11 protein-coding genes are annotated in these 20,757 nt (G+C 54.6%); 1 reads left to right on the forward strand and 10 read right to left on the reverse strand.

Translation table 11 applies throughout. From position 1 onward, the window contains the following. Positions 1-15: 15 nt before the first annotated feature. From FDX19_RS25535 to FDX19_RS20140, 4 genes are read right to left on the reverse strand one after another with little or no spacing between them, the layout of a single operon-like run. The gene (locus FDX19_RS25535; RefSeq protein ID WP_249357578.1) at positions 16-837 is read right to left on the reverse strand and encodes a hypothetical protein; all 822 of its coding nucleotides are present in this window, start codon (positions 835-837) and stop codon (positions 16-18) included. After that, a complete protein-coding gene (locus FDX19_RS20130) occupies positions 834-1,091 on the reverse strand; it encodes a hypothetical protein (protein ID WP_137384100.1) in 258 nt (85 codons plus the stop codon). Before FDX19_RS20130 ends, FDX19_RS25535 begins: the two co-directional genes overlap by 4 nt. After that, positions 1,088-12,787 carry a hemagglutinin repeat-containing protein gene (locus tag FDX19_RS20135; RefSeq protein WP_249357584.1) on the reverse strand — a complete coding sequence of 3,900 codons (11,700 nt, stop codon included), beginning with the start codon at positions 12,785-12,787 and terminating at the stop codon, positions 1,088-1,090. The genes FDX19_RS20130 and FDX19_RS20135 overlap by 4 nt, the downstream gene beginning before the upstream one ends. A gap of 12 nt (positions 12,788-12,799) precedes the next feature. Continuing rightward, positions 12,800-14,437 carry a ShlB/FhaC/HecB family hemolysin secretion/activation protein gene (locus FDX19_RS20140; protein ID WP_137384267.1) on the reverse strand — a complete coding sequence of 546 codons (1,638 nt, stop codon included), beginning with the start codon at positions 14,435-14,437 and terminating at the stop codon, positions 12,800-12,802. Positions 14,438-15,034: 597 nt separating this feature from the next. Here FDX19_RS20140 and narP point away from each other — a divergent pair. Beyond that, positions 15,035-15,682: a nitrate/nitrite response regulator protein NarP gene (gene narP, locus FDX19_RS20145; RefSeq protein ID WP_137384101.1), complete on the forward strand. Its 648-nt coding sequence runs from the start codon at positions 15,035-15,037 to the stop codon at positions 15,680-15,682. 95 nt (positions 15,683-15,777) lie between these two features. Here narP and FDX19_RS20150 read toward each other — a convergent pair whose 3' ends face one another. Genes FDX19_RS20150 through FDX19_RS20175 form a run of 6 tightly spaced genes read right to left on the reverse strand, consistent with a single transcriptional unit; the run spans position 15,778 to position 20,752 of the window. Then, a complete protein-coding gene (locus FDX19_RS20150; RefSeq protein ID WP_137384102.1) occupies positions 15,778-16,827 on the reverse strand; it encodes a cytochrome c-type biogenesis protein CcmH in 1,050 nt (349 codons plus the stop codon). Further along, positions 16,824-17,381 (reverse strand): thiol:disulfide interchange protein DsbE, encoded by a 558-nt coding sequence (gene dsbE, locus FDX19_RS20155; protein ID WP_005129316.1) that lies wholly within the window; start codon positions 17,379-17,381, stop codon positions 16,824-16,826. The genes FDX19_RS20150 and dsbE overlap by 4 nt, the downstream gene beginning before the upstream one ends. Next, a complete protein-coding gene (locus FDX19_RS20160) occupies positions 17,378-19,333 on the reverse strand; it encodes a heme lyase CcmF/NrfE family subunit (protein WP_137384103.1) in 1,956 nt (651 codons plus the stop codon). Before FDX19_RS20160 ends, dsbE begins: the two co-directional genes overlap by 4 nt. After that, a complete protein-coding gene (gene ccmE / locus FDX19_RS20165; protein WP_005129319.1) occupies positions 19,330-19,809 on the reverse strand; it encodes a cytochrome c maturation protein CcmE in 480 nt (159 codons plus the stop codon). The genes FDX19_RS20160 and ccmE overlap by 4 nt, the downstream gene beginning before the upstream one ends. Then, the gene (ccmD, locus tag FDX19_RS20170) at positions 19,806-20,018 is read right to left on the reverse strand and encodes a heme exporter protein CcmD (RefSeq protein WP_020996676.1); all 213 of its coding nucleotides are present in this window, start codon (positions 20,016-20,018) and stop codon (positions 19,806-19,808) included. The genes ccmE and ccmD overlap by 4 nt, the downstream gene beginning before the upstream one ends. Further along, positions 20,015-20,752: a heme ABC transporter permease gene (locus tag FDX19_RS20175; RefSeq protein ID WP_137384104.1), complete on the reverse strand. Its 738-nt coding sequence runs from the start codon at positions 20,750-20,752 to the stop codon at positions 20,015-20,017. The genes ccmD and FDX19_RS20175 overlap by 4 nt, the downstream gene beginning before the upstream one ends. Between the last annotated feature and the right edge of the window lie 5 nt (positions 20,753-20,757).

The raw sequence follows: 20,757 nt of genomic DNA on the forward strand, positions 1-20,757 counted from the left end.
GACTTTTCCTGCCTTCTATTTTAACAGCTCCAGATAAGAATCTTTGAATTTATATAGCATACTAATATCAATCATTTTGGTAACTTCAGCTCTGGCGACCTTAGTTTTTGCATCATTAAAAGACCCATCAATATTCAGGACAGCTTTAACTTTTCCTTTGTTATCAAAAACCTCAATATGATATTTGTGTAACCCATCGAGGTAATACTTATCACCTTTCGCAATATAATCTCCAACAGGTCCCTGCGCTTGATAGACGCTTTGCCTCTGAAAGAGCTGGCTTGTGTTCTGAGCACTTTCTTTCATTTGGCTACCAAAACCAGACTGTTTAAAAAATTCCCCCATATTCCCAACCGCACCGGCATTAGGCGTATGTGGAACTTTCTTACCCGGCAACATAATACTTGCCAGCATCCCGCCTGTAGCTTCCAGCGCGGCCTGATTTCCGTCAGCCGCCTGTTTGACCGTATCCGCTACCGCTGACCAGGTTTCACTCTGCATCAGGGCTGTAACGGTATCCGCCACCGCCTGATTTTTCCCGGCCAGGTCGCTCATGGCTTTGCTGCAGTAGCTGTCACCTGCAGCACAGGAAGCCAGTGCCATGGCCGCATCCGCAGCGTAGTCCGCCGAGCCTAATGCCGCATCGCCGGCATCAGCAAGACCAGTGATAATGGCGTTCGCGATAGCAGAAGTGGTACCGTCACCGAGCTTTTCCCGGACCTGCTTTTTCAGAGATTCGGCAGCCTGTTTCGCCGCTTCACGAGCCTGGTCACCACTGAGCGAGTTATTCTCAACAACAATCCCAACTGCAAATACAGGGATTGTTGTTAACCTCACTTAGGATCTGAAGGTGGTTTTTTACGGGCGTTAATTTTGTCTATCAGATTAAAGACGATTGTGGCCAAAGTGATCGCAGATCCTGCTATACAACCGAAAACAATAGCCCTTTTTAATTGCCCTAGTGGAAAATTAAACTCATTACCTTTTAAAAAGTAAAAAATAGCAATCCCTCCACCTAAAAGCAACAGCATCAATATGGAAGACAAGCAACTATAAATAAATAACATTACATAACCGTATAGTTGCTTCATTGTTTTTTCTCCTTAGTAGACTCTTTTGGTTTACTAAGATCTTTAATTAGTCCAGATGAGAATTCTGAGGCGACACCGCCCCAATAATCATAAACAAAACCAGGAATTTCTTTGCCGGTAACTGAGTTTACAATTCCAGGTGCATATTCCCCGAACAGTCCACCGGCCCATGCTCCAGCCGCAGCCCCTCCAATAGACCCTGCATCCGGTCCATCGGTGAAAAATGCGCTGCCAGCCGCTATACCGACGTTTTGTCCAATAGTCCTTCCCGGTGCAAGCATACCTGTAATGCCAGCACTGGCACTACTTTTCCAGTCCCAGCTTTTGTTTTCATTACCCGGCTGGCTCAGATCAAACCACTGGTAGCTTCCGTTGGCTATTTCAGCAATAACTCCGCCACCAATCACCTTACCAACTGATGCGGCAGGCCCCAGATACCATGCCCCGGCAATCATCACACCATCCTGATAACTATCCACAATCACTTTCGTGATATTGGTGCTGTCCGGCATATCACCTTTCACGATCTTATCCAGCCCGGCCTGTGTTTGTTCCGGAGTCAGATTATTGTCCACCGCGTACTTGTTCCATGATGTAGCCGCCGCAGCATTGCTTTCAAAACCATCACCGAAGCTGAGTGCATTATTCTCCTCCGCATTTTTCCCGGCCTGCGCCCCGGCAGCCGCCGACGCCGTACTGTCACCCGACAGACCACCGGCCATCCCTGCTGATATCGTTGCCAGCGTGCTGATGGTCTGCTTCTGATCCTCACTCAGTTGCGACAGGTCAGTCACATCAGGATACAGCATACCTGCAATCGCCCGGGCCGCAAGTTCACCCGTTGCCGCACCCGCTGCGCCCGCTGCCGCGCTGTTTCCCTGCATCGCCGCCACTGCGCCGCCCAGTATCGCGTGGGCAATAACATTTACCGCACTATTGCCCTCTGTCGATTTAAGCAGATGCGCTAGCTCCGGTGCTGACGCCCCCGCCAGCGCGGCCCCCATATCACCGCCAGCCAGCCCCTGAAGCGCCGCCGTTGCCGCCTGAATTCCCCGCTGAATATCGCTGCCCGTGCCATACTTCGCCAGTTCTTCCTTATACTTCGGCGTATCTTTCAGCTTATCCGCAGGCAGATTCGGATTGTCCCTGCGCGCCTCTTTCAGCGCATTTATCTCTCCCTGTGTTCTGGCAATATCCGCTGCCTGACCGCCAATATCACTGATGAGACTTACCGTCTGCAGCCGCTTCTGCTCTTTCTCTTTGTCAAAAATCGGACTGATGCTGTCGTTCGCATGTTCCGTATCACGGCTCAGACCGGATATATCCTGCTGCTGGTTCGCTGTATCACGAACCGTAATTGATCCTTTCGCTACCGCCGCCTGCGTAGTTCCTTCCGCATGCCCGCTGTTGCCACCCGCTGAAATCATTCCACCCGGCATATTGCCTTTGAACGTGCCGCCGCCAAAAGAACCGCCCCCGCTCAGGCTGACACCTGAATGACTGACCTTAAAGTCCGCTTCGTTATGAATGTCCCTGAACCCCAGCGTTCCGGTATCCAGGCTGTTTTTGTCCCCCGTTGCCGTCGAAGCGATTACCGCCCCGTCCAGTTGCGTGTGACGTCCCACCGCCACATCAAATCCGCCATCGCCTGCAAAAAGCCCTGTCTGCTCCTGAACCGAGTCATAAGTGCTTTTCATCTTGTCCTGGCTGGCGCTGATATAGCCCGAACCGGTCATGCTACCGAAGGTAAAACTGCCGCCTGCCGCTACGCTGTTCTGCTTCGATTTGTAGTCGTTGCTGTCCTGCTGGCTGCTCATCCACAGGTCTCGACCAATATCCGCGACCACTTTATCGCCGCTGACCTGCGCGCCATTCAGAAGGGCATCGCGACCACTGGTCATCGATACTTTGCCACCGCTGTCCAGCGTGGTCTCCGTCCACGCCGTGCCGTTACCCTTCTCATGTCCTTTTGCCGCATTCACGTTGGCGAAGACGCTGATACCATAGCCATTGGTTCCTCCGCCAATGCTGACCCCTACACCGCCGCCACTGCTGCTATTTTTCCCGGTTGTCTGTTGAGTGTTTGCCGCACCGCTCAGTACGATATCATTCGCTGCTGCAAGCGCGGTGTCCCCACCCGCCTTTATCTGGCTGCCGCCGATCAGAATATCGCCGCTGTTCCCGCTCTGACCTTTTCCCGTCGCCGTAATAGCCAGATTGTTGCCTGCATTCAGGGTGCTGCCTGCCACAGTATCACTCCGGGCATGCTGCTCAGACTTTGATTTCTGGGAAGTCAGAGAAATGCTGACGCCTATACCGTTATTCGGATCGCCGCCAGCCTGAGCAACTACAACCCCCTGCGCAGCCTGCACGCCGGAAAGCGCCGCTTTCGTTGCCTTCAGAGCCGCAAGACGATCGTCACTCTCATCTTTCGCATCCTGCGCTGCTGAAACCGCGCTGTTCACCGCACTGCCCACAGCCCCTGACAACGCCACCGTCAGTCCGCTGGTTTTCTGCTCAAACTTCTCATCACGGGTGCGTTTGTCGTGTCCCGGTTCAATAAGTACACTATCGCCGCGAACAGCAATATCTTTCTGGGCGATAATATCCGCGCCGCCGATATGTGCCTGCTGGCCTGCGGTGATACTGACGTTGCCCCCCGTAGAACCGACCGTACTGAAGCTCTCGCTTTGGGTGGTGCCTTTTTCGCGCAGATCGTGCGTCGTTTTACTGCTACCGATGGTGAAGCCGATCCCGCCCGACCCCATCAGCCCGCTCTTTTTCGTCTCTTTAAAGCGCCATGAGGTATCCGTATTGGTGGCGGCAACGATATCCACATTGTTGCCAGCCCCCAGCGCTACATTGCCGTCACCGGCAACGGCTGAGCCCTGTACCAGAATGTTATTCCCGGCGGCGACAGTCACATTGTCCCCGCTCAGCAACGCGCCTTTTTCCCGCGTAGCGCTGTCTTCTTCAATCGTATGGGTAGTCTTTTTACTGAGGAATCCTTTTTTGGTTTTCGTGGTTTCCTGGTAGTGATAATCGCTCTCTGTGGCGGTCGTGAGATTCACATCCCGGCCTGCCGTGACGCCGATATCGCCCTGCGCCGTAACATCCGCTGCCTGCGCACTCACATCGCGCCCGGCGATAATGACGGTGTCGCCGCCGCTGGCAATTTCCGTCCCCTGCTGGCGTACGGCGTCATTGACCACGGTTTTCTTCTTCGCACGATAGCTGTCGCCGTCGGTTGTTGCTTCAGCCAGCAGGTTGACATCACGCCCGGCCAGCAGACCCACATCATTTTCCGCTGCCAGCCCGGCCGCGTGAGAATTAATATCCTGACCCGCTTTCAACACCAGGTTGTCACCCGCTGAGACGGTAGTACGGGAAAGCCCGGTGCTGTGCGATTCACTGCCGCCGTTACGGCTATTCTGCTGAGTGGTGGCCGCATTCAGATTGAGATCGTTACCCGCTGTAAGCTGAGCATTCCCCCCCGCGTTAACATTGCTGGCGGTGACGTTGAGGTTATTCCCGGCATTGATACCGAGGTTACCGCCCGCGCTGATGGTGCTCCCCTGCCAGTCCACCGACGAACGACCGGTCTCAGTGACCCTGCGTCCGGAATGGCTCCGGGCATCGTTTATCTGGTTGGCATTTACCGCAATATCCCCCCACGCATCCATCAGCAATGAGCCACCCGCAGAGAGATTCGCGCCAGTAACGGTGATATCCTTGCCTGCCGAGAGCGACAATCCGTCCTGCGCGGTAATGGACGCCACAGAACCCAGCAACGTATCTTTAAAGCTCACATTGCGGTATTTGTCCCTGGCACTCACATCAATCTGCTCCGCCAGCGTCAGGTTATTGATGTTGCCGCCGAGGCTTTCCAGCGTCACCGTTTTTCCGCTGATGGCGGAGCTGACGTTGTTGATATCACCAATCGCATTCAGCGCAAGGTGGCCCCCGGCCTGCATCAGACTATTGTTAAGGTTGCTGATGCTGTTCTGACTGTCGAGAGTGAGATCGTTTCTCGCCAGCAGCGTACTGCCAGCGTTGGTGATATTCCCGCTGGTAAGCTGAACATTATTCCCGGCAATGACGCTACCGTTGTTCACCGCGATATCTTTCGGCGAGAGATACAGCTTCGGTATCATGACCGTCTCACCGTTGACGGTCGCGGCTTCCCACCACAGCATGCTGTGCTCAAGGGACGCTATCTGATCGGCCGTCAGGGCCACCCCAAATTTCAGCCCCAGCGACTGCTGGGTACTGGCAGCGCTGTCCATCAGATAACGCATCTGGTCAAGATCAGAACCTATACCGTTGATGTAACGACTTCCCGTCTTATTCAGCATAGCGTTACTGACATAGCGGGTATCGAACGCCGCATCACCGAGGAAACGGTAGTCATATTCCGGGTTCAGTTTGAGACGATCGAGCATATAGGCCGATCCCAGAAACTGGTTTTGATCGGTATACGCAACGTTAGTTTCACGCGGCGCTTCGCCCGGTTTGATACCCAGCATGGCATTCAAATCACCAAACAGGCTGGGATCGAGTTGACCAAGGCCATTCAGTTTCGGGTTGACGTTGATCAGGTACGGGCTTTTCGGATCGTCGGAGACGACGAAATAACCGTTCTTTCCGGAAGGCAACGGATACGCGCTGGTATCCACCGTTTTGCCCTGATTTTGCCCGGCGGTATTCACGCCCTTCTCGCCTGGGTTAATCAGGCCATTCAGTTGGCCGAGGCTGGCATCACCTTTCTGCGTGGTAGAAACAGAGCTGAGCGTAGCGTCTGATACGCCACCGCTTTCCAGCGTGCCGCCGCCGTTAATCTGCTGCAATGCGTCATGCAGTCGATCGTTCCACTGTGGGGAACTGACGCTCACCGTGTCATTGCTTGCCAGCGCCTGCTTTTGCACCCCATTACTGAGGGTTTGGTTGCTGAGAGTGTTGAGGGTTGGCACAGAAATAGTGGTACCAACTCCACTGTTCGCTGTTGTATTGGTGTTACTGATGTTATGAGTGAATGTCGCGCTGATATTGCCAGCGGCGCTTATCACTGCACGATAAGCATCACCATCAGCGACAAACTCAGTTTTTCTTTCACCCAGGATATAAGAGACCGATGTCCTGCCACGTTCTTTGTCCCGCCACCAGTACCATTTATCCCCCTCACCAGAAAGTGGACGCCAATCCTCACTGCCGCACTCATTGCTGAACCATTCACAACGGTACTCTGCCTGAATATAAGTTACTCGCCGCCCGCTCTCAGCGGAGAGATTATTCAGTGTTTCTCCGCTAAGCCCTGCATTGCGTCCAGCCAGTATCTGGCTGGCGCGATTATCCAGGTTACCAGCATCAACAATAATATCACGGGCGGCCACAATACGGGCTGCCCCCCCCGTTACAGAGACCGTGACAACCGACTCACTCTGTACAAACTGACGGATATCATTACCTGTAAGAAGGTAAGAAACACCTGTCCGGCAGTTGTCATTCTTACCACCGGTACACTGCTCCCACTCCTTCCAGACGACATTATCACCCCGGTCAATCCACTCGTTCAGACTGACAGCAAAATCCGCATATTGACCCAGAGAGCTGGAGTAAGCAGGATACTTATCCCGAGCAGGAACAGCATCCGGATAGTTTTTATCGGACTGGTTAATCGTCAACCCATCCCGCTGGTTCAGCAGATGCCCGGTTTTGATGGTGATATCACCATTCTGGGTTTCGATATTGCCGGAGGTGTTGCCCACTTCGCTGTTGGCATTTCCCGCCGCATCTCGCTGCATCCACAGATTGTTGCCTGCGAGGATATCGCCGCGCTGGTTGGTAATGGTGTTGGCATAAAGCGCCAGATTATTTGCCGCGTACAACAGCGCCGTATTAACGATAGCGCCAGGCGCATTGAGCGTCAGAGAACCACGCGTGCCGGTGAAACCATCGACTGAAATATTACCGCGACTGGTCAGCGTAATATCGCCACCGCCCTGTAACGTTCCGGCGGCGTTGAGCGCCACGTTGCTGCCGCTGAGGTGGCTCGCACCGTTGCCCGTTGTGATTTGTCCGTTATTGCTGAGCTGCCCGCCCGCCGTCAGGTTGAGCGACTGCCCCTGAAGCACGCTACGGTTGTCGATAGCACCTTCGCTGGTCATGGTCAGCGTTTTACCGGCGGCAAACGCGCTTTGCGCAGTAAAGCCATTCACCAGTTTCAGCGTCAGATTACCCAGCGCAACCACCTGCCCCAACGCATCCAGCCCGTGGCTTTCAACGGTCAGATCGCCACCGCTGAACAGTTTGCCTGCCGCATTCTGATTAACCTGACTGGCATTAACACTCAGTTGCGAGTTGCCCAACAGCGTACCGTTATTCGTCACCTGCGTGTATTTCACTGCCAGTTGACCGGCCTGTGTCGTTCCCTGGTTGGTAAAATTGTTACCGGTAAGCGTGGCGCTGTCGGCCAGCCAGTTCCCGCCATTGGTGGCCGTTGCCGCATTCAGAATGAGGTTTGTCGCTTGTAACCAGCCTGCGCCGGAATACTGCGGCGTGATCAGCGTCATTCCCGCGCCGGAAAGCAGTTTGCCGTCATTGAGCGCACGAGTTGTGGCGTTAAGATGGGTCTCTCCACCGCCCTGCATTAAACCGTAGTTGGACAGCACTGGCGTAGAAAGCGTCAGCCCCTGACGGCTGACAATCTCCCCGGAAGCCTGGTTTATCAAATCGCCGCTCAGCGACAGCGTTGCGCCATTATCCCCTTGTAGGCGTCCGCTGTTGGTCAATGTGCCGGACGTCATGCCCAGCGTCGCACCCTGAATTTTGCCCTCGTTGGTGACTGACGCCGCAGTCAGATCCAACGCGCCACCGCTCAGCATACTGCCCGCTTTCTGCTGCCTGACCGCGCCGTTCATGGCAAGCGTGAGCGCATTTACGCCGCTAATTGCCGCACTGTTATCGAGGGTTGTCCCCTTCAGCGTAAGATTTTTCGCCGTCCATTGCCCGGAGTTAGTCAGAGAAAGCGCCTGTAGCGTCGCGTTACCCAGCGCGGTAATTTTGCTGCCCGCTGTGGAAGTCAGGTTATTCGCGAGCGTAAGCTGCAGGGCGTCGGCGCTGTGTATTGCCCCATTGTTTGTCAGCGTTTGTGCATTGAGCAGAATCGACTGCCCCTGCCATGTGCCATTATTCGTCACATCGCCAGAAGTGAGTTTCAGCGTACCCTGCGTCAGTAGTGAACCACCTGCTGCGTTAATCAATTCCTGTTGCGGTGAAGCCATCGCCATGCGCGCCATCAGACGCTGACGTGCTTCCAGCGTCAGGCTTTGCAGGCCGGTCAGCGTGCCCTGGTTGTGGATCCGGTTTTGCTGCAGGGTCAGGGTCTTTCCCTGTACCGTGCCGCTGTTATCAAGCTGTGCGCCGTCGAGCGTTACGTCGCTTTCGCTGAGCAGTTTTCCACTGTTATCAAGCTGCTGCGCGGTCAGTGACATTCCGCCATGACTCATCATGTCGCCTGACGTGGTAAGGCCGTTGTTTACAGTCGCCGTCAGATTACCCAGGCTTATCAGCGAGCCTTTGTGCAGCCAGTCATCAGCGGTCAGCGTAAGTTGCTGCCCCTGCAGCGTTCCTTGCGTCGTTATACTGCTGGCATCAAAGGTCAACGCGCCGCCGCTCAGCGTACGGGACGTTATGCCCGTCGTGAGTACATCACCAGACAGGGCCAGTCCGTTTGTCCCCTGCCACAGACCTGTATTGTTTAACGTCGAGGCTGCAAGTGTCAGCCTGTCACCGGCAATACGCCCGGCGCTGTTGATATCATCAGCCGTCAGCGTCAGTGCGCCGCTACTTTGAATGTGTCCGGGGTTGATAAGTTGCCCGGATAGCTTGCCTTCCAGGCCATGTAAACCGTTAAGCACGCCGCTGTTATTCAGCGAGTCGGCAGTGAATGTCAGGACATCGCCCTGCAGTACGCCGGCGTTTTCCATCGCACCGGTATGCACCAACAGCGCATTACCGGCCAGCCATTTACCTGTGGCATCCGTGGTGAAAGTATTCGCAGAAACCGAGGTACTGTCATTACCCTGAACCAGACCGCTGTTACGGATGGATTTTCCATCCAGAGTGACACTTTTCGCCGCCAGCGTACCGCGGTTATCCAGAGAGGCGGTGTTTATCGACGCCCCCTGCTTCGCCACCAGGTTCCCCTGGTTTTCAACTGAGTTTGCCAGCGTCAGGTCCAGGGAATCGGCCTGAATATCACCGGGGTTAATTAATGTGTTGCCGCGCAGCGTGAAGTCGGTATTCGTCAGCAGCAGACCGTGGTTTTCCAGCGTATCGAGACCTAAATCCAGCCCCGCGCCGCTAACCAGTTGTCCCTGCTGACCATTAAACAGATTGCGGATGGCGAGCTGTAGCACCGAATTACCCTGCACAGTGCCGCTATTCATAAGCTCCGGCGCGGAAATGCTAAGGGATTTTGCTGCAATCGTTTTGTCGTTAAACAACTGCGCTGCAGCCAGTTCGAACAGATTCAGACTGCGCAGCGATCCCTGGTTATCCAGTCGCCCGTTAGCCTTAATTTTCAGGCTATCCAGTGCCTGAATGCTGCCGCCGTTCCGCAGGTTGTCCAGCGTAATCGCCGCCGTACGGGCCTCCAGTTGGCCATCGTTGTCGATACGCTTTCCGCTAAGATGCAACGCTTCGCCGCTGGTTACCTGCCCACCCGCAAGGTTAGTGAAGCGATTGCCATCCCAGGCAAGCGTCTGATTCCCCTGCAGGATCCCGCTATTGCTGAGATCGCTGTGTAATGCCAGCACCTTCGCCGCCAGCATTCCGCTGTTATTCGCACTGGCGGCATGCACGGTCATACCTTGTTGACTGAGTACCTTGCCCTGGTTAGTGAACGCGTCGTGTACTGTCGCCGTTACCCCCGCTTCACCTAACGCATTACCGCTGTTTTGCCACGTATTTGCTTCCAGATTCAGCGTGCCGCCCTGCAGCAAGCCGGTGTTGTGCAGGGTCTGATTCTTCAGGCTCAATTCCCCCACCGACAGCACATTGCCGTCGTTATTCACGTCCTGACTGTTCAGCACGAGCGTATCGGCGGCCATGAGTCCGAGGTTATCTGTCTGCTGTCCGTTCACAGATAATGACGTGTCCGCCAGCAGGCGCCCCGCGGTTTCGTTTTTTACCGTCGCATATTCACTTTGCAGATTAACGCCGTTAATTTCTCCGCCGTTAACTAACTGACGACCATTGAGGTGCAATGAACCGTCGGTGGTAATCAGCCCATGGTTGGTCAGATACGGTATATCCAGCGCCAGAGAACGCCGGGCATAGAGCGAGCCGCCGCTAAGGTTATCTAACGTATCAATCTGCAGATCCAATGCCGCGTTGCCCTGCATCAGGCCGCTGTTCACAACATGCTGACTGTGGAGAGTTAACGTGTCGGCTACCAGAGAGCCGCTGCTGGTAAGAAGTTCAGGTGCAATAATCGAGATGCGTTCAGCGCTGGCGCTACCGCTATGAGTCAGCGTCGCCGCGCTGAGCGTCAGAGTATCGGCCAGCAGTTCACCCTGGTTATCAACTGACTGCTGCGCGCTGAAACCAACGCGTGTGCCGGTGGATTTTCCGCGATGACTGAGCCTGTCCGCCGTTACGTCCAGCGAACCTTTTGCCGCCTGTACACCGTCCAGTGTGATGCGGTTGCCGGTAATCGTAAGGTCCAGACCGCTCTGCAGATGACCGTCCTTGCCGGTAGTCAGCTGCTTTGCGCCTACGTTAAGCGCACCAGCGGCATTAACCTGACCGTTCAGGTGCAGGTTTTGCGCAGCGTTTAACTGTATGCCCTGTTGTCCGGCGATCAGCGAATCTTTCGCGGCGGTAAGGTTTTCAGCATTGACTGTCACCCCCCGGTTGCCAGAGAGGACGCCATATTGTTCAACTGACGCGGCCTGCACCGTTAGAGTGCCATCAGAGAGCAACTTTCCACTATTACGCAGCGTGGCATCCGCCCGGATATCCGCATCGTTTTTCGCGCTGAGGGTGCCCTGTTGATTCAGCGTTGTTGTCTGTACTGAAAGCTGGCTCCCGCTCGCCAGCGTGCCCTTATTATCCAGCGACCCGCTATGGACCGATACGCTGTTACCCTGCATCAGACCTGTGTTGCTAAGACTGCTGACAGAAGCATCAAGACTGCCGTTTGCCGCCAGTTGACCACCATTCACGAGGTGGTCACCGGAAAGAGACAATGCGCCTCCCGCATTGACCTGTCCCTGGTTGTTCATTTCGCTACCGGCCAGGCTTAATGCTCCTTTCGCATCGGCCCGACTGGCGTTATCCAGTGCTATGTGCTGCGCCTTCAGCGTGAGTCCGTTACCTGCAGAGAGCAATCCCCCTTTAGCCGACAGGTTGCCGTGACTGTTAAGGCTAACATCAGCATCACTCCCCAGCGTGGAATGGGTCAGCGTCAGCCCATTAGTACTCGCGACATCCAGTTTTTCTTTACTGGTCAGGCTACCGTCGGTGATTGTCAGCGAACCGTCACTACGCAATGAAGTGTTTTTTTGGCTAACCAGAGTGGTTGCGGCAATGGCGACATCCTGTTTAGCCGTAATCTGCAACTCGCCAGCTGCAGCAACCCCGCCCCCCTCGATCGTCATCTTGCCATCGCTACCCAACTGCACGCCTGCGCCACTGGAGAGATTTGCACCTTGTAGCGCTAACGCCCCGGTGCTGTTGATGGCCATCCCGCTTGCGGTCTTATGGTTGCCGGTCAACGTGACGCCTTCGCCACTGGCGGAAAGACCACCGTTTGCCAGAGTGTTGCCAATCGTTAATTTCCCGTTAGCATTGAGGGTGATATCACCCTGGCGGGCATTCAGATTCCCGAGATTGACTCCCAGCCCTTTCTCGCTGGAGACCAGATGAATACGGTTAGCGTACATCCCACCTAATGCGCCGGTGTCTACCGCAATTTTCGGTGCTTCCCCTTCGCCATTCAGCGGGCTCGTCTGGCCATTCGCCGCGACGCGATTCGCCCCAGCGATAACCGTCAAATCTTTGGCGTGTAGCGCAGCGTTAATTTCCGTGGCGCGGGCAATAATTGACACCGCATCGCTCTGACTACCATCCAGCCCTTTGCCTTCAATGGTAATGCTGCCTTTGCTCACATCCAGTGACTGCAGGTTACCGTTAGCATCCAGCACCGGTTTACCGGTAGTCAGGGTGGCGTTAGGCGTGTTGATAAATCCGCACCCGTTACAGGTAATGCCGTAGGGGTTGGCGACCATGACGTTGGCGGCTTTCCCCGCGACTTCGGTATAGCCCTGTAGCTGCGAACGGTTAGCGCCGGTAACTTCGTTGATGATCCCTGACGCTTCCTTTCCGGGACGCAGGTTCGGGTTATTCTGGACGATGCCGCCGAGCTGGGTTTGGGTAAATTGCCCGGTCGCGTTGTTGAGGATCAGCCCCTCTTTTCCCACGTTGTAGTCGTTATATTTGTTGTGTGAAATCCCGGACTGGTTCGGCGTGGCAATATTCACCACCGGAACACCATTGGCGGCTTTATCCATCTGCGTATTGCCTTCAGGCGTGATGGCAGCAGCCATCGCCGGGAGCAGCGGTTGGGTAGCCAGCAGGAAACTCAACATGCCACTTAGCAAACGCTGGGAGAAACGCACCTGATCCTTTTTCATCATCCTTGTTCCTTAAAATGCCACCGCAACGCGGTAATACACATTGAGATGATCCGGTACCAGCCAGTCCGGATAATTCACTGGCGTTCCTACGGTAAACTGACTGGAGAACCAGCGCCCTGAGCTGGTTAATCCCAGCGCGGCCCCCCACAACGTGCCGGAGGCATACCTGTCAACGCTATCTTGTTTCAGCCAGCCGCCGTCGAATGCCGCTATCGCGCCAATCTGTCCCAACACCGGCAGCGTAAACAGAGAGTAATTCACTTCGTTGCGCCAGTAGCCGCCGTTATCTCCTGAAATGTATTGTTCTTTATAGCCACGTACCGATGTTTCACCGCCCAGCGTCAGGCGTTCGCTGCCGTAAAGGCGGTCCGGTGACCATTGAAAATAGAGGCTGCTCAGCCACCACAGTCTTTCTGTCAGCGGGCGCTGAAAACTGCCGCTGACGCTCCACTTGCGAAATTCTGCCTTTGGCACATCACCCTGTTTATCATTGTCATCCTCTGCGCCAAACCACGGCACGCCCTGGGTGAATGAGGGGTTAAACGTCGCAACGCCGGAAGCAATTTTTTGCGTATGGTTGATACCCAGCGAAACGCTGGAAAGCTTGCGGCTACTGGTTTCCAGCAGGACATCATTCAATCTGTTACGATTGATTCGATGCGTGAGACCCAGCGATGCTGCGGTTTTGATCTCACCGTTGCGAAACAAAACCCAGGAGCCGGTCAGACGATGGGTTTCGCTGTCGCCGGTGGAGCGCCAGGCATAGCCATTGTTATCAATGGTGCTGAGGTAGTTACTCCAGCTGTAGCTGTAATCCAGCAATCCGTAGCCGTAAGGAACACTCACGCCAGCAGCAACGTTCTGCGCATCTTTACTGCTGGAAAAATCGCTGCTACGCCCGCCGCTGATAAACCATTTATCCGCCAGCCCAAGCATATTATTGAAAAATAATGCCCCGCTCAGTTGTCCGGTGCCGGTACTCTTTTGTCCGCTGTTATCAAAACTGACGGAGCCGTTAACGGGGAATTCAGGCGTGGCGCTCAAATTAACTATTGATAACCCCTGCTGGCTGCCCGGCAAAATTTCAATTTCCACCGGCGTCTGGCGAATCCGGTTCAACTGCTCCATACCCTGTTCAATGTCACGCAGATTGAGAATCTTTCCTTCCAGCCCCGGAAAGATCATTTTCAGCGTGCGCGATGGGACACCTTCCAGACGTATTTGCTGCAATTTTCCCTCAAGCACCGCAATGTGCAGCACCCCAGAGGAGAGATCCTGTTCGGTTAAAAAGGCACGACTGGTGATGTAACCTCGGCTGATATACCAGTCGGAAATTGCATTTGTCAGTTCCGTCAGGCGAGGAATATCCAGGCATTGATTCACCCACGGCGCGGTAAGCTTTGCCGAGGCAGCGGCGGACAACGTCGTTGCGCCGTCAATATCAATGCGCGAAATCATAAAACACGGCCCTTCAGTCGGGGCTGGCGTTTTCGACGTGACGGTTTCGGGCAGCGTAACGCTACGCTCCAGCTCTTCACGCTGGCGCTGGTTTTCATTAAGTAGCTGCTGTTGTTGCTGCTGAATGGTATTACGATCCGCAGGAGAGAGTGGTGCGGCAGAAACCGTTGTGAACGGCAAAACTAACATCCCAATCAGTAATGCCAGCTTTCTTTCATCCCTGAACTTCACCCTATCCCCCAAAGTACGAAACCGAACTTAGCTGTGCGCCTCTTGCCAAAAAAGCACAAAATGCAAACAAAAGTAAAGGCAATAAATGCGTTTTCACTTTATTCCTATTGCATTTTAGGGTTTTTTATATTCTTAAGTTAAATTACGCTTACTCTATTGGCTCAACCCCATCGCTAGTCACCCATTTGCATGAAGAGCGCTGGGATGAGTATGTCGCGCACGTCGTGCCGCCTGGGTGACGTCTGCGGAGTTCTCTTCCAACTGCTTGCACCTTCAATATCAACATTGCTTATTATTGCCACTTGTTAATGTTGATATTTAATTAATGTTGTCAAACAGCAAATCGAGAATTCTTTCGTCTCGCAAACCGCCAGCACCTTGATTCAAATCATAAAGAGTTTTCTTTGTAAAAATTCCAATGAGAGCTTTTTGAGTCAGGATATACTATTTGCACCTGTAAAAAGTAAGGTCACGTTGCCTTATCATCTACGTGATAAATCAGGATTATCCCATGCCCCGGAATATAACGAAATTAAGAGTGCTCAGGAGAAGAAGATGCCTGAATTAACACCTTTTAAGGTGATGATCGTTGATGACCACCCACTCATGCGGCGAGGAATCAGTCAATTACTGCAGCTGGATAGCGCATTTGACGTAGTTGCCGAAGCTGGCGACGGTGCGAGCGCTATCGATCTGGCAAACCGTCTGGATCTAGATGTGATCCTGCTGGATCTCAATATGAAAGGCATGAGCGGACTGGATACCCTGAATGCGCTGCGCCGGGACGGCGTCACCGCGCAAATTATCATTCTTACCGTATCGGATGCCGCCAGCGATGTGTACGCCCTGATTGATGCCGGCGCAGATGGCTACTTGCTTAAAGACAGCGATCCTGAAGTTCTGCTGGAAGCCATTCGCGCTGGTGCAAAAGGAGGTAAAGCCTTTAGCCAACGCGTCAGCGATTATCTGCGGGAACGGGAACTGTTTGGCGCCGAGGAAGATCCGTTCAGCGTACTCACCGAACGCGAGCTGGATGTGTTACATGAGCTGGCTCAGGGATTATCGAATAAACAGATTGCATCTGTACTGAATATTTCCGAACAAACGGTGAAAGTGCATATCCGCAACCTGCTGCGCAAACTTAACGTCCGCTCTCGCGTTGCCGCCACCATCCTGTTTTTGCAAACACGCGGAATACAGTAATCAATAAGATGCCGGATGCGACGCCGCAGCGTCTTATCCGGCCTACAAGACCCACACAGGCCCGAAAGCTGCGCGCCATCGGGCAATCTGAACGCTTATTTCTCCTGCGGTGCCAGCTGTTCCATCGCCTGTTTGATGCTGCGCTCAATTACCGCCCGACGGGTATCATTGGCGGGCAATAATTTCAGCATCATCTCCCACGCCGCAACCGCCTCACCGAAGCGCTGCTGTTCGAAAGCGTTAAACGCGTACATGCTCAGTACGCGCACATTCGCATGTTCGCCCCTGACCAATTGACGTAACAACTCCCCACCGCGACGGTTATCATCTGGATCGGAAGAACGGGTCAACGCTTCAGCATAACCCAACGCGGCATCGCTATTTTTAGGATCCAGTCGGTAGGCATTGGCATACGCCTCAGTCGCCGTACTGGCATTACCGAGAACCATGCCTACGCGCCCAAGCATAATCCAGCCTTCAACGTTCCCGGCATCGGTTTGCAGCCGGGTACGTAATCCCAACGCCAGACGCGCCATATCCTCTTCATTCAGCGGTTCAGCCTTTGGATCTAACGCCCGCTCCAGCAACGCCGGAGCCTGTGCAGTCGCCTGCTGCCAGACCTTAACCTGCTTATAGCTGCCGGTTTGGTAATAGCTCACCGCGCCCACCACCAGCGCCACGATAACGCCGGGTATAAAGAGTCCTAATCCACCGCGTTTGCCGTCGGGGGTAATCTCATCAGGAAATTCTTCCTGCTTCACTCGTACACGACGGCGTGAACGGGCAAAAATAATCCAGCCCCCCAGACCAATTGCCACAACGGGCATCACCCACAGCAGCACGGTCAGCGGCGTCAACGGCGGATCGTAAGTCACGAAGTTGCCGTAACGCGCCACCATGTAATCGACAATTTCTTTCTGGCTTTTCCCTTCCTGCATCAGTTCGTAAACCTTCTGACGCAGATCGGTGGCAATCATTGAGTTAGAATCAGCAATGCTGTTGTTCTGACACTTGGGACAGCGTAACTGTTCAGTGAGCTGACGGAACTGCTGTTCCTGCGCCTCATCTTTGAACTGCATCACGTCAATAGTGGCCAGCGCCGATCCCGAGATAACCAGCATCAGCAGGCCCAGAAAGAACCTCATTGCGCAGCCTCCTTACTGTATTTATCCCACAATGGTTTGATCTCGCTCTCCCACACCCTGGCGTTTAAGTCGCCGGCATGGCGATAGCGAATAATACCTTTACCGTCGATCAGGAACGTTTCCGGCGCACCGTACACCCCCAGATCCAGACCCAGCATCCCGTCGCCATCAAACAGACTTAAGGCATACGGATTGCCCAGTTCTTTCAGCCAGACGATGGCTTTTTGACGATCGTCTTTATAGTTCAACCCAACGACCCGCACGCCTTGCGCCGACAGCTGGTTCAGATACTGGTGCTCAGCGCGACAGGTCGGACACCAGGTCGCCCAGACGTTTAGCAGCACCGGTTTCCCCTGCGTCAATACATCAGCCTGGTAATGCTGGCCCGGATTTTCCAGCGACTCCAGACGGAACGTCGGCACCGGCTTACCGATTAACGCCGATTCCAGATTCGTCGGGTCGTCTCCCTGTGCGTTACGTGCCAGTTGCCACAGCAGCGCCGCGGCAATAATGAGAAAAATAATAAATGGGATTAACAATGCATTGCGCTTCATACAGCCTCCGGCGCGTTTTTTTGCGCAGCAGCACGAGGACGCGTGCGCTGGCGATAGCGTGGATCAAACAGGCAGAACAACCCACCCAGCGCCATCAGCAACCCTCCGGCCCAAATCCAGCGAATAAACGGTTTATAGTACAGACGCACTGCCCACGCGCCGTTGTCCAGCTCTTCGCCTAATGCCGCATACAGGTCACGCGTCAGTCCGCCATCGATCGCCGCTTCGGTCATCATTGAACTGGTGCTGTTGTAAAAGCGTTTTTCCGCATGCAGCGTCGCTTCCGGCTTGCCGTCACGGGTCACACCAATCACGGCCACGCCCCCCCGGTAGTTAGGTCCGGTAATATCTTTTACTTCGCGGAAAGTGAACTGATAATCATGGATACTGACGCTATCGCCCGCCTTCATGCGCACATCACGTTCAACGCTGTAGTTCTGGCTAAAGGCAATACCGACAATAGTTATCGCCAGCCCAACGTGGCCCGACACCATGCCCCAGTAGCTCGGCGTCAGCTTCGTGCCACGCGAAATACGCAGGAACGCCTCGGACATCGCCAGCACAAATATCCAGCATGCCATTGCCATACCCACGACCGTCATCGCGGCAATGCGATCTTCAAACAGCCACGGCAGCAGCACGGACAGTACCAGCGTGGTAACAAACGCGACAATCAGTAGCGTTTTCAGCTTACGCGGTCGGTCACGTCCCCAGCGCACCAGTGGCCCAATCCCCAGCAACAGCGCAAACGGCGCCATCAGCCAGGTAAACATAGTATTGAAGAACGGCTCGCCAATCGAAATACTGCCCAGCCCCAGCTGTTTGTGCACCAACGGTAACAGCGTGCCCAGCAGCACCACCAGCATCGCTGCAATCAACAGAACATTGTTCCCTAACAGCAGCGATTCACGCGACCATAGCGCGTTATTCACCCGCGAGCGAACCTTGTGACCGCGCACCGCAAACAGCAGCAGGGAACCGCCGATAACCAGTACCATAAAGGCAAGAATGAACATCCCGCGCGACGGGTCAGAGGCGAAAGCGTGCACCGACACCAATACCCCCGAACGCACCAGGAACGTCCCGAGCAAGCAAAGCGAGAAGGCGCATATTGACAGCAGCAACGTCCAGGCTTTAAAGCTGGCGCGTTGTTCGGTCACTGACAGCGAGTGCATCAGCGCCGTCCCCACCAGCCACGGCATAAACGAAGCGTTCTCTACCGGGTCCCAGAACCACCAACCGCCCCAGCCCAGTTCGTAGTATGCCCACGCAGAGCCGAGCACAATACCCAGCGTCAGGAACACCCATGCCGCCAGCGTCCACGGACGCGAAAAACGGGCAAAGGTGCTATCCAGACGCCCGCTCATCAGTGCGGCAATGGCAAAAGCAAAAGCCACAGAGAAACCGACATAGCCCATATACAGTAATGGCGGATGGAAGATCAGCCCCGGATCCTGCAACAACGGATTAAGGTCACGCCCTTCTATCGGGAAATCCGGCAGCGTGCGGGAAAACGGGTTGGAGGTAAACAGAATAAACAGCAGGAAGCCGACGCTGACCATGCCCATCACCGCCAGTACGCGTGCGACGATATCCAGCGGCATCCGCTGGCTGAACAGCGCCACAGCGAACGTCCAGCCGCTCATCAGCAACACCCACAGCAACAATGAGCCTTCATGCGCGCCCCATGTCGCGGCGACGCGATACCAGACCGGAAGTTGCGTATTGGAGTTGCTGGCGACATAGGTCACGGTAAAGTCATTGACCACAAATGCATTTACCAGCACCAGAAACGCACCCATCACACAGATAAACAACACCCAGGCAAAGGGTCGCGCAGAGGCCATCATCCGGACATCGCCACGCGCAACACCCCACAGCGGATAAACCGACAGCAACAGTGCAACGCCGAGTGCCAGACACAGTAGCCCATTGCCAATTTCAGGCATCATGACGTTTTATCCTTATATACACTTTCCGGGCGACGGTGGTTCTCCTGCATCGCTTTTTCGACTTCCGGCGGGGTGTAATTTTCATCATGTTTGGCAAGAACCTCTTTGGCCTGCACATGATTTCCCTGATCCAGTTCCCCCTGAACAACGACGCCCTGCCCTTCACGGAACAGATCCGGCAGGATACCTTCGTAGGTCACATCCACCACGCCTTCGGCGTCATAGATGCTGAAGTTAACTTTCAGCGACTGCGGGTCACGCTTCACACTACCCGGCATAACCATACCGCCAACGCGCAGGCGTTGACCGACTTCCGGCATCTGCTGAGTTTCGCGCTTGCCGTAGAGTATTTCTCCCGGCGTATAGAATAAATCGATATTGGAACGCAATGCGTAGAGCACCAGCGTGATGGTCAATGCCAGGCCCGCCAGTACCGCGCAGGCTATCCATAGCCGATTTTTACGTCGAATATTCACGCCGCCTCCCGTTGCACTTGCGCCGCACGCATGCGCGCTTCTCTCGCCCGCTGCTGCGCCACGCCGCGTAAAATTGCGCGATGCTGTAATGCAGAATGCAGCACCAGCACCACCAGCGGGATAACGCTCATGGCCACAGCCAGCCAGACATACAAGGCGTAACCGCCCATCGCGAAAAAATCACTCCATGATGCAAATGCAGGGGTCATTGGCGGCCTCTTTTTAAGATCAGTTCGCTCACCCATGGGCGGCGTTTTTCCATCATCAAAATCAGGTTACGCATGCGCATCAGCGCCAGCGTGACAAACAGTAACAGATAACCGACGATCGCCAGGCGCAGCGGCGTACGCATCGCCGGATCAATACTCTGCTGCATGCGGGTCGACCCCTGGTGCAACGTATTCCACCACTCGACCGAATAGTGGATAATCGGTAAGTTCACGACGCCAATCAGTACCAGAATACCGGCAGCACGTCCCGCCATGCGGCGATCATCAAAGGCATGCCACAGCGCAATGGCACCAACATAGAGAAACAACAGCACCAGCTCAGAAGTGAGTCGGGCATCCCAGACCCACCAGGTTCCCCACATTGGTTTTCCCCATGCAGAGCCCGTCACCAGTGCAATAAAGGTAAACACTGCGCCAATCGGCGCCATCGCTGCCAGCGCCAGATTGGCCATTTTCATCTGCCAGACCAGGCCGATAAATGCGGCAACCGCCATCGACGCATAAATACCCATCGACCAGATTGCCGCCGGGACGTGCAGATAGATGATGCGATAGCTCTGCCCCTGCTGATAATCCGCTGGCGCGAAGCCAAATCCCCAAACCCATCCTGTTACCAGTACCACTGCGCTGGCAATCGCCAGCCATGGGATAAACCAGCCACAGATCTGATAGAGACGTGGGGGCATCGCCAGTTGATGAAGTGTTTTCCACATAGTTC

Origin of the sequence: Citrobacter sp. wls619, from assembly GCF_005281345.1 — a bacterium.
Taxonomy (GTDB): Bacteria; Pseudomonadota; Gammaproteobacteria; order Enterobacterales; family Enterobacteriaceae; genus Citrobacter.

What these genes read in the sequence shown, in the direction of transcription:
- FDX19_RS20130 (WP_137384100.1), bottom strand. Translation starts at nt 1,091, where the DNA reads ATGAAGCAACTATACGGTTATGTAATGTTATTTATTTATAGTTGCTTG.
- FDX19_RS20135 (WP_249357584.1), bottom strand. Translation starts at nt 12,787, where the DNA reads ATGAAAAAGGATCAGGTGCGTTTCTCCCAGCGTTTGCTAAGTGGCATG.
- FDX19_RS20140 (WP_137384267.1), bottom strand. Translation starts at nt 14,437, where the DNA reads ATGTTAGTTTTGCCGTTCACAACGGTTTCTGCCGCACCACTCTCTCCT.
- narP (WP_137384101.1), top strand. Translation starts at nt 15,035, where the DNA reads ATGCCTGAATTAACACCTTTTAAGGTGATGATCGTTGATGACCACCCA.
- FDX19_RS20150 (WP_137384102.1), bottom strand. Translation starts at nt 16,827, where the DNA reads ATGAGGTTCTTTCTGGGCCTGCTGATGCTGGTTATCTCGGGATCGGCG.
- dsbE (WP_005129316.1), bottom strand. Translation starts at nt 17,381, where the DNA reads ATGAAGCGCAATGCATTGTTAATCCCATTTATTATTTTTCTCATTATT.
- FDX19_RS20160 (WP_137384103.1), bottom strand. Translation starts at nt 19,333, where the DNA reads ATGATGCCTGAAATTGGCAATGGGCTACTGTGTCTGGCACTCGGCGTT.
- ccmD (WP_020996676.1), bottom strand. Translation starts at nt 20,018, where the DNA reads ATGACCCCTGCATTTGCATCATGGAGTGATTTTTTCGCGATGGGCGGT.
- FDX19_RS20175 (WP_137384104.1), bottom strand. Translation starts at nt 20,752, where the DNA reads ATGTGGAAAACACTTCATCAACTGGCGATGCCCCCACGTCTCTATCAG.